Source organism: Flavobacterium sp. Leaf359, from assembly GCF_001423985.1.
Lineage (GTDB): Bacteria > Bacteroidota > Bacteroidia > Flavobacteriales > Flavobacteriaceae > Flavobacterium > Flavobacterium lindanitolerans.
Map to the genome: position 1 here is coordinate 189,772 of NZ_LMPW01000011.1, position 14,164 is coordinate 203,935.

General features: G+C 37.0%; 29 protein-coding genes. All 29 read right to left on the reverse strand.

All coding sequences use genetic code 11. The annotated features are described in order from the left end of the window. On the reverse strand, positions 1 to 513 hold a 513-nt coding region (gene rplQ, locus ASG38_RS07650), incomplete at its 3' end, for a 50S ribosomal protein L17 (protein WP_056068798.1). Between the two features lie 39 nt (positions 514 to 552). Next, complete coding sequence (locus ASG38_RS07655; RefSeq protein WP_056068801.1) at positions 553 to 1,545, reverse strand: DNA-directed RNA polymerase subunit alpha; 993 nt, start codon at positions 1,543 to 1,545, stop codon at positions 553 to 555. A gap of 19 nt (positions 1,546 to 1,564) precedes the next feature. Next, the gene (gene rpsD / locus ASG38_RS07660) at positions 1,565 to 2,170 is read right to left on the reverse strand and encodes a 30S ribosomal protein S4 (RefSeq protein WP_056068803.1); all 606 of its coding nucleotides are present in this window, start codon (positions 2,168 to 2,170) and stop codon (positions 1,565 to 1,567) included. Positions 2,171 to 2,257: 87 nt separating this feature from the next. Continuing rightward, on the reverse strand, positions 2,258 to 2,641 hold the full coding sequence (gene rpsK, locus ASG38_RS07665; RefSeq protein WP_023574076.1) for a 30S ribosomal protein S11: 384 nt from the start codon (positions 2,639 to 2,641) through the stop codon (positions 2,258 to 2,260). Positions 2,642 to 2,649: 8 nt separating this feature from the next. Further along, positions 2,650 to 3,024, reverse strand: coding sequence for a 30S ribosomal protein S13 (gene rpsM / locus ASG38_RS07670; RefSeq protein WP_056068805.1), 375 nt, complete (start codon positions 3,022 to 3,024; stop codon positions 2,650 to 2,652). A 2-nt stretch (positions 3,025 to 3,026) separates the two neighbouring features. Next, entirely contained in the window at positions 3,027 to 3,143 is a 117-nt protein-coding gene (ykgO, locus tag ASG38_RS17400) for a type B 50S ribosomal protein L36 (protein WP_002987490.1), read from the reverse strand. A 10-nt stretch (positions 3,144 to 3,153) separates the two neighbouring features. Next, complete coding sequence (gene infA / locus ASG38_RS07675; protein WP_007136545.1) at positions 3,154 to 3,369, reverse strand: translation initiation factor IF-1; 216 nt, start codon at positions 3,367 to 3,369, stop codon at positions 3,154 to 3,156. 5 nt (positions 3,370 to 3,374) lie between these two features. Continuing rightward, complete coding sequence (secY, locus tag ASG38_RS07680; protein ID WP_056068807.1) at positions 3,375 to 4,727, reverse strand: preprotein translocase subunit SecY; 1,353 nt, start codon at positions 4,725 to 4,727, stop codon at positions 3,375 to 3,377. 15 nt (positions 4,728 to 4,742) lie between these two features. Beyond that, positions 4,743 to 5,198 (reverse strand): 50S ribosomal protein L15, encoded by a 456-nt coding sequence (gene rplO / locus ASG38_RS07685; RefSeq protein WP_056068809.1) that lies wholly within the window; start codon positions 5,196 to 5,198, stop codon positions 4,743 to 4,745. A 12-nt stretch (positions 5,199 to 5,210) separates the two neighbouring features. Then, entirely contained in the window at positions 5,211 to 5,393 is a 183-nt protein-coding gene (gene rpmD / locus ASG38_RS07690; protein ID WP_056068811.1) for a 50S ribosomal protein L30, read from the reverse strand. An 11-nt stretch (positions 5,394 to 5,404) separates the two neighbouring features. Continuing rightward, positions 5,405 to 5,929 (reverse strand): 30S ribosomal protein S5, encoded by a 525-nt coding sequence (gene rpsE, locus ASG38_RS07695; RefSeq protein WP_056068813.1) that lies wholly within the window; start codon positions 5,927 to 5,929, stop codon positions 5,405 to 5,407. Positions 5,930 to 5,935: 6 nt separating this feature from the next. Further along, the gene (gene rplR, locus ASG38_RS07700) at positions 5,936 to 6,289 is read right to left on the reverse strand and encodes a 50S ribosomal protein L18 (RefSeq protein ID WP_056068815.1); all 354 of its coding nucleotides are present in this window, start codon (positions 6,287 to 6,289) and stop codon (positions 5,936 to 5,938) included. A gap of 12 nt (positions 6,290 to 6,301) precedes the next feature. Continuing rightward, positions 6,302 to 6,844, reverse strand: a complete 543-nt coding sequence (gene rplF, locus ASG38_RS07705) for a 50S ribosomal protein L6 (RefSeq protein WP_056068817.1) — start codon at positions 6,842 to 6,844, stop codon at positions 6,302 to 6,304. 19 nt (positions 6,845 to 6,863) lie between these two features. Further along, positions 6,864 to 7,262, reverse strand: a complete 399-nt coding sequence (gene rpsH / locus ASG38_RS07710; protein WP_056068820.1) for a 30S ribosomal protein S8 — start codon at positions 7,260 to 7,262, stop codon at positions 6,864 to 6,866. 153 nt (positions 7,263 to 7,415) lie between these two features. Beyond that, positions 7,416 to 7,685: a 30S ribosomal protein S14 gene (gene rpsN, locus ASG38_RS07715; RefSeq protein ID WP_014085011.1), complete on the reverse strand. Its 270-nt coding sequence runs from the start codon at positions 7,683 to 7,685 to the stop codon at positions 7,416 to 7,418. Between the two features lie 3 nt (positions 7,686 to 7,688). After that, a complete protein-coding gene (rplE, locus tag ASG38_RS07720; protein WP_056068822.1) occupies positions 7,689 to 8,240 on the reverse strand; it encodes a 50S ribosomal protein L5 in 552 nt (183 codons plus the stop codon). A gap of 2 nt (positions 8,241 to 8,242) precedes the next feature. Next, positions 8,243 to 8,557 carry a 50S ribosomal protein L24 gene (rplX, locus tag ASG38_RS07725; protein ID WP_056068824.1) on the reverse strand — a complete coding sequence of 105 codons (315 nt, stop codon included), beginning with the start codon at positions 8,555 to 8,557 and terminating at the stop codon, positions 8,243 to 8,245. Between the two features lie 11 nt (positions 8,558 to 8,568). Beyond that, positions 8,569 to 8,937 carry a 50S ribosomal protein L14 gene (gene rplN / locus ASG38_RS07730; RefSeq protein ID WP_007803649.1) on the reverse strand — a complete coding sequence of 123 codons (369 nt, stop codon included), beginning with the start codon at positions 8,935 to 8,937 and terminating at the stop codon, positions 8,569 to 8,571. Between the two features lie 2 nt (positions 8,938 to 8,939). Further along, on the reverse strand, positions 8,940 to 9,197 hold the full coding sequence (gene rpsQ, locus ASG38_RS07735) for a 30S ribosomal protein S17 (RefSeq protein WP_026710306.1): 258 nt from the start codon (positions 9,195 to 9,197) through the stop codon (positions 8,940 to 8,942). 17 nt (positions 9,198 to 9,214) lie between these two features. Next, positions 9,215 to 9,406, reverse strand: coding sequence for a 50S ribosomal protein L29 (rpmC, locus tag ASG38_RS07740; RefSeq protein WP_056068826.1), 192 nt, complete (start codon positions 9,404 to 9,406; stop codon positions 9,215 to 9,217). Positions 9,407 to 9,418: 12 nt separating this feature from the next. Continuing rightward, entirely contained in the window at positions 9,419 to 9,844 is a 426-nt protein-coding gene (gene rplP / locus ASG38_RS07745) for a 50S ribosomal protein L16 (protein WP_056068828.1), read from the reverse strand. Between the two features lie 19 nt (positions 9,845 to 9,863). After that, positions 9,864 to 10,610 (reverse strand): 30S ribosomal protein S3, encoded by a 747-nt coding sequence (gene rpsC, locus ASG38_RS07750; protein WP_056068830.1) that lies wholly within the window; start codon positions 10,608 to 10,610, stop codon positions 9,864 to 9,866. Between the two features lie 4 nt (positions 10,611 to 10,614). Then, a complete protein-coding gene (gene rplV / locus ASG38_RS07755; RefSeq protein WP_056068831.1) occupies positions 10,615 to 11,025 on the reverse strand; it encodes a 50S ribosomal protein L22 in 411 nt (136 codons plus the stop codon). Between the two features lie 8 nt (positions 11,026 to 11,033). Then, entirely contained in the window at positions 11,034 to 11,312 is a 279-nt protein-coding gene (rpsS, locus tag ASG38_RS07760) for a 30S ribosomal protein S19 (protein ID WP_014085019.1), read from the reverse strand. Positions 11,313 to 11,318: 6 nt separating this feature from the next. Then, positions 11,319 to 12,143: a 50S ribosomal protein L2 gene (gene rplB, locus ASG38_RS07765; protein WP_056068833.1), complete on the reverse strand. Its 825-nt coding sequence runs from the start codon at positions 12,141 to 12,143 to the stop codon at positions 11,319 to 11,321. A gap of 16 nt (positions 12,144 to 12,159) precedes the next feature. Next, positions 12,160 to 12,450, reverse strand: a complete 291-nt coding sequence (gene rplW / locus ASG38_RS07770) for a 50S ribosomal protein L23 (RefSeq protein ID WP_056068835.1) — start codon at positions 12,448 to 12,450, stop codon at positions 12,160 to 12,162. Between the two features lie 6 nt (positions 12,451 to 12,456). Further along, on the reverse strand, positions 12,457 to 13,086 hold the full coding sequence (gene rplD, locus ASG38_RS07775; RefSeq protein ID WP_056068837.1) for a 50S ribosomal protein L4: 630 nt from the start codon (positions 13,084 to 13,086) through the stop codon (positions 12,457 to 12,459). Beyond that, positions 13,086 to 13,703: a 50S ribosomal protein L3 gene (gene rplC, locus ASG38_RS07780; RefSeq protein WP_056068839.1), complete on the reverse strand. Its 618-nt coding sequence runs from the start codon at positions 13,701 to 13,703 to the stop codon at positions 13,086 to 13,088. The genes rplD and rplC overlap by 1 nt, the downstream gene beginning before the upstream one ends. 155 nt (positions 13,704 to 13,858) lie before the next feature. Then, positions 13,859 to 14,164: a 30S ribosomal protein S10 gene (rpsJ, locus tag ASG38_RS07785; RefSeq protein ID WP_056068841.1), complete on the reverse strand. Its 306-nt coding sequence runs from the start codon at positions 14,162 to 14,164 to the stop codon at positions 13,859 to 13,861.

Consider the following 14,164-nt stretch of genomic DNA (forward strand, 5'->3'; position numbering starts at 1 on the left):
TTCAGCAGCATCAGTAGAAGTTTCTGCAGCCGGTGCAGCTGGAGTTTCAGCTTTTGGAGCCTCTTCGACAGCAGTTTCTTCTGCTTTCTTAGTAGACTTACCACCACGACGGCTTTTCGCTTTTTTAACTTCTTTTTTACCTCCGTTGTATAGTTCGTTGAAATCAACTAGTTCGATCATCGCCATATCAGCGTTATCTCCTAAACGATTTCCAAGTTTGATGATACGAGTGTATCCACCTGGACGATCTCCAACTTTTGCAGCAACATCTCTGAAAAGGTCAGTTACAGCATACTTATTTTTAAGGTAAGAAAAAACAATACGTCTGTTGTGAGTAGTGTCTTCTTTTGATTTAGTAATCAAAGGCTCAACATATTGTTTAAGCGCTTTAGCTTTAGCAACAGTAGTGTTAATACGTTTGTGTTCGATTAGAGAACAAGCCATATTAGACAACATAGCTTTTCTGTGCGATGCCTGTCTGCTTAAGTGATTGATTTTTTTTCCGTGTCTCATTGCTATTGAAATTTAATCTCGAACGAATTCGGGATTAGATTATTCTTTATCTAATTTATACTTTGTTAAATCCATTCCGAAATGTAAATTTTTCACTGCAACAAGCTCATCAAGCTCAGTTAATGATTTTTTACCGAAATTACGGAACTTCATTAAGTCATTCTTATTGAAAGATACTAGATCTCCGAGTGTATCAACTTCAGCCGCTTTCAAGCAATTTAAAGCTCTAACAGACAAATCCATATCAACAAGCTTAGTTTTAAGCAATTGTCTCATGTGTAATGATTCTTCATCATAAGATTCTGTCTGAGCGATTTCATCAGCTTCAAGTGTTATTCTTTCATCAGAGAACAGCATGAAATGGTGAATCAAAACTTTAGCAGCTTCAGTAAGAGCATCTTTAGGATTGATAGATCCGTCAGTCTTGATTTCGAAAACTAGTTTTTCGTAATCTGTTTTTTGCTCAACACGGAAGTTTTCGATAGCATATTTCACGTTCTTTACCGGTGTAAAGATAGAATCCGTAAAAATAGTACCGATTGCAGCGTTTTGTTTTTTATTCTCTTCTGCAGGAACGTATCCTCTACCTTTTTCAATAGTCAACTCCATATTCAAGTTAACTTTGCTATCTAAGTTGCAGATAACCAATTCCGGGTTCAATACTTGGAAACCAGAAATAAATTTTTGAAAATCTCCAGCAGTAATCTGGTCTTTACCAGAAATTGAGATAGAAACAGACTCATTGTCTATATCTTCAATCTGACGCTTGAAACGTACTTGTTTAAGATTTAGGATGATTTCTGTAACGTCTTCCACTACTCCTGAAATTGTAGAAAACTCGTGATCTACACCTTCGATACGAACAGATGTTATTGCATATCCTTCTAAAGCGGAAAGCAAGACTCGTCTAAGTGCATTACCAACAGTCAATCCGTAACCAGGTTCCAAAGGTCTGAATTCAAACTTACCTTCGAAATCGGTTGAATCGATCATGATAACTTTATCGGGCTTCTGAAAATTAAATATTGCCATATGTTCGACTAGTGTCTTATTATTTGTTATACAACTCTACGATTAGTTGCTCTTTAATGTTTTCTGGGATTTGAAGTCTCGCTGGAACTGAAACGAAAGTACCTTCTTTAAGGTCGTTGTTCCAAGTAATCCACTCGTAAACGTGACTTGAATTAGATAATGAACGCTCGATAGCTTCTAAAGATTTAGATTTTTCACGAACGGCAACTTTATCTCCAGGTTTCAAGTGATATGAAGGAATGTTTACAACTTCACCGTTAACAGTGATGTGTCTGTGAGAAACGATTTGACGTGCAGCTCTTCTTGATGGAGCGATTCCCATTCTGAAAACTACGTTATCAAGTCTTGCCTCACAAAGTTGTAAAAGAACTTCACCTGTTACTCCTTTAGTAGCAGAAGCTTTTTCGAATAAGTTTCTGAATTGTTTTTCCAAGATTCCATAAGAATACTTAGCTTTTTGCTTTTCCATTAACTGGATAGCGTATTCAGATTTCTTACCTCTTTTTTTAGCCAATCCGTGTTGTCCCGGTGGATAATTTCTTTTTTCGAAGGCTTTGTCATCTCCGAAGATTGCCTCGCCGAATTTACGAGCAATTTTAGTTTTTGGACCAGTATATCTTGCCATTTTAAAAATTAATTAAGGTAGAGATTATGAATTCAGGTCATATCCTCCGATAATCTTAGATTCTACCTAGTTATACTTAAATATTAATTAAACTCTACGTCTTTTTGGAGGACGACATCCGTTGTGTGGCATTGGAGTAACGTCAATGATTTCTGTTACTTCAATTCCGCCGTTATGAATAGAACGGATAGCAGACTCACGTCCGTTTCCTGGTCCTTTTACATAAACTTTCACTTTTTTAAGTCCAGCTTCTAACGCTACTTTGCTGCAATCTTCAGCTGCCATTTGAGCGGCATACGGAGTGTTCTTTTTAGAACCTCTGAATCCCATCTTACCTGCAGAAGACCAAGAAATAACTTCACCTTTTTTGTTAGTCAAAGAGATGATGATGTTGTTAAAAGTTGCATTAATATGAGCTTCGCCTGTTGATTCAACGATAACTTTACGTTTTTTTGTACTTGCCTTAGCCATACTACTTATTATTTAGTTGCCTTTTTCTTGTTAGCAACAGTTTTTCTTTTACCTTTTCTAGTTCTAGAGTTGTTTTTAGTTCTTTGTCCTCTTAATGGAAGACCAGATCTGTGACGAATTCCTCTATAACATCCGATATCCATCAAACGTTTGATGTTCAATGAAATTTCAGAACGTAATTCACCTTCAATTTTGAAGTAGGAAACAGCCTCACGGATAGCTCCGATTTCATCATCATTCCAATCTTGAACTTTAGTATCCTGGCTAACTTGAGCTTTTTCTAAAATCTCAATAGCTCTGCTTTTTCCTATCCCGAAGATATAAGTTAAAGCGATAACTCCTCTTTTGTTTTTAGGTATATCTACCCCTGCTATTCTTGCCATAACTATCCTTGTCTTTGTTTAAATCTAGGATTCTTTTTATTAATAACGTACAATCTTCCTTTTCTTCGTACGATGATGCACTCGGCACTTCTTTTTTTAACTGATGCTCTTACTTTCATTTTAATAGCTTTAGTATCTATAAGTAATTCTTGCTTTTGACAAATCGTAAGGGCTCATTTCCAGCTTCACTTTATCGCCAGGCAATAATTTGATGTAATGCATGCGCATTTTCCCAGAGATGTGAGCTATTACAATATGTCCATTTTCTAACTCTACACGGAACATCGCATTTGATAATGCTTCGATGATGGATCCGTCTTGTTCTATTGCTGATTGTTTTGCCATAAAAATTAAGCTACTGCTTTTCTATTTTTACCACTTTTCATCAAACCATCGTAATGCTTGTTCAACAAATAAGAATTAATTTGCTGGATAGTATCACTTGCAACTCCAACCATAATCAATAACGATGTACCTCCGTAAAACAAAGCCCAGGATGGTTGTACATTCAAAATAGTTACAACGATTGCCGGGAACACGGCGATCAAAGCAAGAAATAATGAACCTGGGAATGTGATGTAAGACATAATCTTATCTAAGAATTCTGAAGTTTCAGCACCAGGTTTGATTCCTGGGATAAAACCGCCACTTCTTTTCAAATCATCTGCCATTTTATTTGTAGGTACTGTAATTGCGGTGTAAAAGTAAGTAAAAACTATGATTAACAAGGCGAAAACCAAGTTATACTGCCATCCAAAAATATTCTGGAAAGCTGTACTAACTGAAGTAGCTGTTTCTGAGCTAGATAAACCAGCCAAAGCTGCAGGAATGAACATAATTGCCTGAGCAAAGATGATTGGCATAACTCCGGAAGCATTCAGCTTCAGAGGAATCCATTGTCTGTTTCCTGCCTGTTCGAATTCACCTGATACCGTACGGCGTGCATACTGTACCGGAATTTTTCGAACCGCCATAACTAATAGAACACAAGCTACGATGACGAGCAACCAAATTATTACTTCGAAAACCAAAAGCATTGGACCACCGTTATTGTTTGTTACTCTGGTAGAGAATTCCTGGATGAATGCTTGTGGCATTCTCGCAATAATACCCACCATAATCAATAACGATATACCGTTTCCGATTCCTTTATCTGTAATTTTTTCTCCAAGCCACATCGCGAAGATAGTACCTGAAACAAGTATTACAACAGACAGGAACTGAAATGCAAAAGGTGAGATCAATCCTGGGTTCACATTAGAAAGGAAAGCTTCTCCCGGTAAAGTTCTGTAAAGGTTGAAAATATAACCCGGAGCCTGAACCAACGTAATTACGATAGTCAACCAACGTGTGATTTGATTCATTTTCTTTCTTCCGCTTTCACCGTCTTTTTGTAGCTTTTGAAGGTAAGGCACAGCAATACCCATCAATTGAACTACGATAGATGCAGAGATGTATGGCATGATACCTAATGCAAATACAGATGCCTGCGAAAACGCACCACCTGTAAATACATCGATTAACCATCCGATTCCTTCTTTTGTTTGATCAGTAAGTCCATGTAACTTAGTCGCATCAATCCCTGGAAGCGTTACTTGTGCTCCAAAACGATACACCAATAACAATCCAAGAGTAACTAAAATTCTGTTTTTTAGCTCTTCAATCTTCCAAACATTGCTTAACGATTCTATAAACTTCTTCATCTTGATTATTAAGGATTACAAAGTTACAGCTTCTCCTCCGGCAGCTTCGATAGCAGCTTTTGCAGTAGCAGTAAATTTATGTGCGGTTACCTTTAATTTAGCTTTTAATTCACCTCTACCCAAAATCTTTACGATTTCGTTTTTAGTTGCCAAACGGTTAGCTACGAAAACTGTCATATCAACAGTGTTATCTGTAACAATGCCATTATCAACCAAAGCTTGAAGCGTATCAAGGTTTACACCTTCGTATTCTTTACGATTGATGTTTTTAAAACCAAATTTAGGCACACGTCTTTGAAGTGGCATCTGACCTCCTTCAAAACCAATCTTTTTAGAGTAACCAGAACGAGACTTAGCTCCTTTGTGACCTCTTGCAGAAGTACCACCTTTTCCAGAACCTTCTCCTCTACCTAATCTTTTGTTTTGATTGTGTGTTGAGCCTTCAGCTGGCTGTAAGTTACTTAAATTCATAACTATAATTTGTTATTTAGCTTCTTCAACAGAAACTAAGTGTTTTACTTTGTTTATCATCCCAAGGATAGCAGGATTTGACTCATGCTCCACAACTTGTCCCATTTTACGAAGACCTAAAGCTTCAAGACCTCTTTTTTGAGATAGAGGACAGTTGATTTTGCTTCTAACTTGTTTTACTAATAATTTTGCCATTTTTCCTTGAATTAACCTTTAAAAACTTTCTCCAAAGAAACACCTCTCTGTTTTGCAACAGTATAAGCGCTTCTCATTTGCAATAAAGCATCAAAAGTTGCTTTTACCACGTTATGAGGGTTTGAAGAACCTTGAGATTTTGATAATACGTCGTGAATACCTACTGATTCAAGAACTGAACGAACAGCTCCACCAGCGATAACTCCTGTACCATGAGATGCAGGCATCAAGAATACACGCGCTCCACCAAATTTACCTTTTTGTTCGTGAGGAACAGTTTTGCTGCTCAATGGAATTTTCACAAGATTTTTCTTTGCGTCTTCTACTGCTTTAGCAATAGCTTCAGAAACATCTTTAGATTTTCCAAGTCCATGTCCAACTACACCGTTCTCGTCACCTACAACTACAATTGCAGAAAATCCGAAAGCTCTACCACCCTTAGTAACTTTAGTTACACGGTTTACACTCACCAAACGGTCCTTTAATTCAAGTCCACTTGGTTTTACTAACTCTACGTTTTTGTATTTATGATACATAATTTCTTAGAATTTAAGTCCAGCCGCTCTAGCGCCTTCTGCTAATGATTTAATACGACCGTGATATAGATATCCGCCTCTATCGAAGGTAACGGTTTCAATTCCGGCTTTCAACGCTTTTTCAGCTACCAGTTTTCCAACTGCTGCTGCAACTTCTACGTTTGTACCTTTAGTATCTACTTCTTTCTCTCTAGAGGAAGCAGCCAATAAAGTAACACCATTTACATCGTCTATGAGCTGTGCATAGATTTCTTTGTTACTTCTGAATACAGAAAGTCTTGGTTTAGCAGCAGTACCGCTTACGATTTTTCTGATTCTGAATTTAATTCTCTGTCTTCTTTCAGATTTTGTTAATGACATAATCTTTTATTTTTAAGCTGATTTACCTGCTTTTCTTCTTAATACTTCACCAACAAACTTAACTCCTTTTCCTTTGTATGGCTCTGGCTTACGGAAACTTCTGATTTTCGCAGCTACCTGTCCTACAAGTTGTTTATCGAAAGATGTTAATTTTACGATTGGGTTCTTACCTTTTTCAGAAACTGTCTCCAATTTTACTTCAGGAGCAATATCCAAAATGATATTGTGTGAAAATCCTAGAGCCAAATCAAGTTTTTGTCCTTGATTAGAAGCTCTGTAACCTACTCCAACCAATTCCAATTCCTTTGTAAAACCTTCAGATACACCAACAATCATGTTATTGATTAACGCTCTGTACAATCCGTGTTTTGCTCTCTCTTCTTTCTGATCAGATGCTCTTTCAACCTGAACTTGACCATCTTCAACTTTTACAGTAACATTAGAATATTCCTGAGTAAGCTGACCTAATTTTCCTTTTACCGTAATCACACCTTCAGCAACTTCAACAGTTACTCCGGCAGGGATTGCGATTGGGTTTTTTCCTATTCTTGACATCTTAATAAGTCGTTTAAAATTAGTATACGTAGCAGATTACCTCTCCACCAATATTCAATTGCTTAGCTTGTTTTCCAGTCATCAAACCTCTTGATGTTGAAACAATAGCAATACCTAATCCGTTAAGGATTCTTGGAAGTTTAGCAGCACCTGCATATTTACGCAAACCTGGTTTACTAATTCTTTGGATATCTTTGATAACCGGCTCTTTAGTATCTTTATCATACTTCAAAGCAATTTTGATTGAACCCTGTACAGAGTTGTCCTCAAACTTGTAGCTCAAGATATATCCTTGATCAAATAAAATCTTTGTGATTTCTTTTTTAAGATTAGAAGCAGGAATTTCAACGACTTTGTGGTTTGCAGCCACAGCGTTTCTAACTCTTGTCAAATAATCCGCAATAGGATCTGTATACATATAATTAAAATTGCGGTTTTGGTATTCGTCCCGGACTCTCCGGTAGAACCTGAAACCATTAAAACTTACTAATTAATCGACAGATAGTTGCCGGTTCGCGGCAAAAATCCGGCAAACTTACAACTATCTGTCGAGAAAACAAAATTTTTGATTTTACCAGCTGGCTTTTTTAACTCCTGGTATCAATCCTTGGTTAGCCATTTCACGGAAAGTTACACGTGAAATACCGAATTGACGCATATACCCTCTAGGTCTTCCAGTCAATTTGCAACGGTTGTGCAAACGAACAGGAGAAGCATTTTTCGGTAATTTTTGTAGGCCTTCATAATCTCCAGCTTCTAATAAAGCTTTTCTTTTTTCAGCATACTTAGCTACCGTTTTTTCTCTTTTTACCTCACGGGCTTTCATTGATTCTTTAGCCATAACTTAATTCTTTTTAAAAGGTAATCCTAATTCTGCTAATAATGACTTCGCTTCTTTATCTGTTTTTGCAGATGTTACAAAGGTAATATCCATACCAGAGATTTTGTTTACTTTGTCAATATCAATTTCTGGGAAAATGATTTGCTCCAAAACTCCAAGGTTGTAATTTCCTCTTCCATCAAAACCAGTAGCTTTGATTCCGCCGAAGTCTCTTACTCGAGGCAATGAAGATGTAATCAATCTGTCTAAGAATTCATACATTCTTTCGCCACGCAAAGTAACTTTTGCACCAATTGGCATTCCTTTTCTCAATTTGAATGACGCTACGTCTTTTTTAGATATAGTCGCTACTGCTTTTTGACCTGTAATTTTAGTCAACTCATCAACTGCATAATCGATAAGTTTTTTATCAGATACTGCAGCACCAACTCCGCGGCTCAAAACGATTTTTTCCAATTTAGGAACTTGCATTACATTTTTGTAACCAAATTCTTCTTTAAGAGCAGAGATAACTCTGTCCTTATACTCTTGTTTTAGTCTAGGTATATAAGCCATCACTATAATACTTGATTAGATTTTTTTGAAAATCTTACTTTCTTATCTCCTTCTACTTTCACACCTGTTCTTGTAGCCTTTTTAGTCTTAGGATCTATAAGAGCAATGTTTGAGATATGAATTGGAGCTTCTTTCTTAACGATACCACCTTGAGGGTTTTTCGCACTTGGCTTCGTGTGTTTTGAAACCATGTTTACACCTTCAACAATCGCTTTATTTTTTTCACGATCAACACGTAAAACCTTACCTTCTGCACCTTTATGGTCGCCAGCGATAACTTTTACTGTATCTCCTGATTTGATTTTTAGCTTTATCATCTTGTAAATAATTAAAGCACTTCTGGTGCTAATGATACAATCTTCATGAATTGTTTCTCACGAAGTTCTCTTGCTACTGGACCAAAAACACGAGTTCCTCTCATTTCTCCTGCAGCATTCAAAAGAACACATGCATTGTCATCGAAACGGATATAAGAACCATCAGCTCTTCTCACTTCTTTTTTGGTACGTACAACAACTGCAGTTGAAACAGCTCCTTTTTTCACGTTTCCGTTTGGAGTTGCATCTTTGATAGATACTACAATCTTGTCACCAACAGAGGCATACCTTCTTTTGGTACCTCCTAAAACACGGATAGTTAAAACTTCTTTAGCTCCTGTGTTATCTGCTACTTTTAGTCTTGATTCTTGTTGTACCATAATTATTTAGCTCTTTCAATGATTTCAACTAGTCTCCAACATTTTGATTTACTTAAAGGACGCGTTTCGCTGATTCTTACAGTATCTCCAATGTTACAGTCGTTTGTTTCGTCGTGTGCTACATATTTCTTAGTTTTCAACACGAACTTACCGTATAACGGGTGTTTTACTTTTTTTGTTTCAGAAACAACAATAGATTTCTCCATTTTGTTGCTAGTAACAACACCTATTCTCTCTTTTCTTAAATTTCTTTTTTCCATCTTTTAGCAGAATACAATTACTGTAACTCTCTTTTGCTTAACTCTGTAGCGATTCTTGCAACTGATCTTCTCAAACTTCTGATTTGAAGCGGGTTTTCAATTGGAGAAATTGCGTGAGCATTTTTTAGGTCGGCATATGTCTTTCTTAATTGACCAAGTTTTTCTTGCAACTCAGCTACAGACAGATCTTTAATTTCTGATTGTTTCATAATAAAAATTGATTATGCTTCGAAATCTCTAGCTACGACAAACTTAGTTTTAACAGGAAGTTTTTGTGCTGCAAGACGCAAAGCTTCTTTTGCAACTGACAAAGGCACACCACCTACCTCAAACATAATTCTTCCGGGTTTAACAACTGCAGCCCAATATTCAACTGCACCTTTACCTTTACCCATACGTACTTCAAGAGGCTTCTTAGTGATTGGTTTATCTGGAAATATTTTAATCCATAATTGTCCTTCTCTTTTCATGTAACGAGTTGCAGCGATACGTGCAGCTTCGATTTGGCGAGAAGTAAGGAACATTCCAGTTTCATGAACAGATTTAATACCAAACATTCCGTTAGAAAGTTCGTGCCCTCTTTGAGAGTTACCTTTCATTCTACCCTTCTGTACCTTGCGGTATTTTGTTCTTTTAGGCTGTAACATTTTTCTTTAATTTAAAAATTTACTTTCTTTTACGTGGGTTTGATTTGCCTGGTCTGTCAGATTTGCCACGAGGAGCATCTCCGCCTTTACCGCTTCCGGCTTGTTTTTTGTCCATTCCAACTAGTGGAGACAAATCTCTCTTGCCGTAAACCTCACCTTTCATGATCCACACTTTGATTCCCATTCTACCGTAAGTAGTATGAGCTTCAGCAAGTGCATAATCAATGTCAGCTCTGAAAGTTGATAGAGGAATTCTACCTTCTTTGAACATTTCTGAACGCGCCATTTCAGCACCATTCAAACGACCTGAAATCATAACTTTCACACCTTCAGCGTTCATACGCATTGCAGCCGCAATAGCCATTTTAATAGCTCTTCTGTATGAAATACGACTTTCGATTTGACGAGCGATACTTGTAGCCACTAAGTAAGCATCAAGCTCCGGTCTTTTAATTTCAAAGATGTTGATTTGAACCTCTTTGTCAGTAATTTTCTTAAGCTCTTCTTTCAACTTGTCTACCTCTTGGCCACCTTTCCCGATAATGATACCAGGTCTGGCAGTAGTGATAGTAACGGTTACAAGCTTCAAAGTTCTCTCGATGATTACTTTTGATACACTAGCTTTTGATAAACGAGCGTGGATATACTTTCTGATTTTGTGATCTTCGGCAAGTTTGTCACCGTAATCATTTCCACCATACCAGTTTGAATCCCATCCTCTGATGATACCAAGTCTGTTTCCAATTGGATTTGTCTTTTGTCCCATCTTATTAATTGCTTTGTGTGTTATCTAATTGTCCCAACACGATAGTTACGTGGTTAGAACGTTTTCTAATTCTGTGTGCACGACCTTGTGGAGCCGGACGAAGTCTTTTCAACATCATTCCACCATCTACTCTGATCTCTTTAACAATCAAGCCTGCTTCAGCTACATTACCTTCGCTGTTTTTCTGCTCCCAGTTATTGATTGCAGACAACAAAAGTTTTTCTAACTTTCTTGAAGCTTCTTTAGAGCTGAATCTTAAAATATTCAAGGCTCTTTCCACTTTCTGACCTCTTACTAGATCTGCTACTAAGCGCATTTTTCTAGGTGAAGTAGGGCAGTTATTCAATTTTGCGAAGGCAACTTGCTTATTAGCTTCTTTGATGCCTTCAGCTCTTTCTCTTTTACGAACTCCCATTGCTCTTCTTATTTTTTACCTTTATTTTTTGCTCCAGCGTGACCTCTAAAAGATCTTGTTGGTGAAAATTCTCCTAATTTATGACCTACCATGTTTTCTGTTACGTAAACTGGTACAAACTGACGACCGTTATGAACTGCGATAGTCTGTCCAACAAAATCTGGAGTAATCATAGAAGCTCTAGACCAAGTCTTTACAACTCCTTTATTACCTTTTTCAATATTTTCTTGAACTTTCTTATCTAATTTATAGTGAACAAAAGGTCCTTTTTTTAATGAACGTGCCATATCTTATTATTTCTTTCTACGTTCTACGATATACTTGTTACTCGGATTTTGCTTAGAACGCGTTCTGTAACCTTTAGCAGGCAACCCTTTTCTTGAACGTGGGTGTCCTCCTGAAGAACGTCCTTCTCCACCACCCATTGGGTGATCAACAGGGTTCATCGCAACTGGTCTTGTTCTAGGTCTTCTACCTAACCATCTAGATCTACCTGCTTTACCAGATACTACTAATTGATGATCAGAATTAGATACTGCTCCAATTGTAGCCGAACAAGTCAACAAGATTAATCTTGTTTCTCCTGAAGGCATTTTAATTGTTGCATATTTTCCATCTCTTGCCATTAATTGAGCGAAAGTTCCTGCTGAACGAGCAATAACAGCTCCCTGACCAGGACGCAACTCAATACAAGAAATAACAGTTCCCAAAGGAATTTTGCTCAAAGGCAATGTATTACCGATTTCCGGAGACGCTTCAGCACCAGAAACTACTTTCTGACCTACCTGCAATCCGTTTTGAGCGATAATATAAGTTTTTGCTCCATCAGCATAAGCTAACAAAGCGATAAAAGCAGTACGGTTTGGATCGTATTCGATTGATTTCACAGTAGCCGGAATTCCGTCTTTTGTTCTTTTGAAATCAATAATACGATAACGCTGCTTGTGACCACCACCCGTATAACGCATGGTCATCTTTCCTTGACTATTTCTACCTCCTGAGTTTTTTATCGGTGCTAACAAAGAGCGCTCCGGCTTATCAGTTGTAATGGCGTCAAAACCATTAACAACTCTAAAACGCTGACCCGGGGTAATAGGTTTTAATTTTCTAACTGACATGTTTCTGCCTTATTTATTAGATATTATTATAAAAATCTATCGTTTCTCCTTCTTGTACTTGAACAATTGCTTTTTTGTAAGCATTTGTCTTTCCGTTGATGATACCACTTTTAGTATATTTAGTAGATCTATCAGCTCTATAGTTCATCGTGTTTACTTCAACAACAGTAATCCCGTAAGCTGCCTCGATAGCATTCTTAATCTGGATTTTGTTTGCTTTTTTGTCAACGATGAATCCAAAGCGATTGAAAACCTCACCATCTTTGGTAATTTTCTCAGTAATTATAGGTTTAATTATGATACTCATGGCCTATTATTTGCTTAAATTTTCTTGAATTCCTTCCAAAGACCCTTCTAAAAGCACTAAATTGTTTGCATTCAAAATAGCGTAAGTGCTTAATTCTGAACTAATTACAACGCTAGACGCCTTTAAATTGCGTGAGGACAAATATACATTTTTATTCGACTCTCCCAACACAAATAAAGATTTTTTATTCTCTAACCCTAAAGCTTTCAAAACGTTAATGAAATTTTTAGTGTTTGGCACTTCAAAATTGAAGTCTTCTAATACGATAATATTTGACTCTTTTGCTTTGATTGAGAAAGCAGATTTTCTTGCCAAACGCTTCAAGTTTTTATTCAATTTGAATGAATAACTTCTTGGTCTTGGTCCGAAAACTGTACCTCCACCTTTAAACAAAGGGTTCTTAACGCTACCAGCACGAGCCGTACCGGTTCCTTTTTGCTTTTTAATCTTACGCGTACTTCCGGTTACCTCAGCTCTCTCTTTAGATTTGTGAGTTCCTTGTCTTTGATTAGCAAGATATTGCTTAACATCAAGGTATACCGCGTGATTATTTGGCTCAATTGCGAATACTGAATCAGAAAGAGTAATCGTTCTGCCAGTTTCTTTTCCGTTGATATTTAAAACTTTTACTTCCATTACTTCTGAATGATTACATAAGAGTTATTGTGTCCTGGAACACATCCTTTTACTAAAAGCAGGTTCTTCTCAGCAACCACTTTCAAAACTCTTAAGTTCTGAACAGTTACATTATCAGTTCCCATTCTACCTGCCATACGCATTCCTTTGAATACTCTGGAAGGATAAGAAGAAGCTCCTACAGATCCCGGCGCTCTCAAACGGTTGTGCTGACCATGTGTAGACTGTCCAACCCCACCAAAACCGTGACGCTTAACAACACCCTGGAAACCTTTACCTTTTGATACACCTTGAACATCTACAAATTCACCTTCTACAAAAAGGTCTACAGTGAGCACATCACCTAATTTGTATTCTTCTTCGAAGTACTTGAACTCAACGACTTTTTTCTTAGCTACAGTTCCCGCTTTTTTAAAGTGACCTAGATCAGCTTTTGTGGAATGTTTCTCATTTTTGTCATCGAAACCAAGTTGCAACGCTTCATACCCGTCAACCGCATTGGTTCTGACTTGGGTAACAACACATGGTCCAGCTTCGATTACAGTACAAGGAATATTTTTCCCGTTTTCATCGAAAATACTGGTCATGCCGATTTTTCTACCAATTAACCCAGACATAAAATATTAATTATTAATTATTAAAATACAAAACAATAGAACACATTATTTAAACGAATCCTATTTTTTGGAGGCGCAAAAGTATAACTATTTTGCGATTTATCCTAAAAATATTTTTTCGCCTAAATAATGTGTTGTTTTTCTTAATGAGATACTTATACTTTGATCTCTACTTCAACTCCACTTGGAAGCTCCAATTTCATTAGAGCATCGATAGTTTTTGATGAAGAAGAATAAATGTCTAACAATCTTTTGTATGACATTACTTCAAATTGCTCTCTAGATTTTTTGTTAACGTGCGGAGAACGCAACACAGTAAAAATCTTTTTGTGAGTTGGCAACGGAATTGGTCCTGTTACCACTGCACCTGTACTTTTTACAGTTTTTACAATCTTCTCAGCAGATTTGTCTACCAAATTGTGATCGTAAGACTTTAGTTTTATTCTGATTTTTTGACTCAT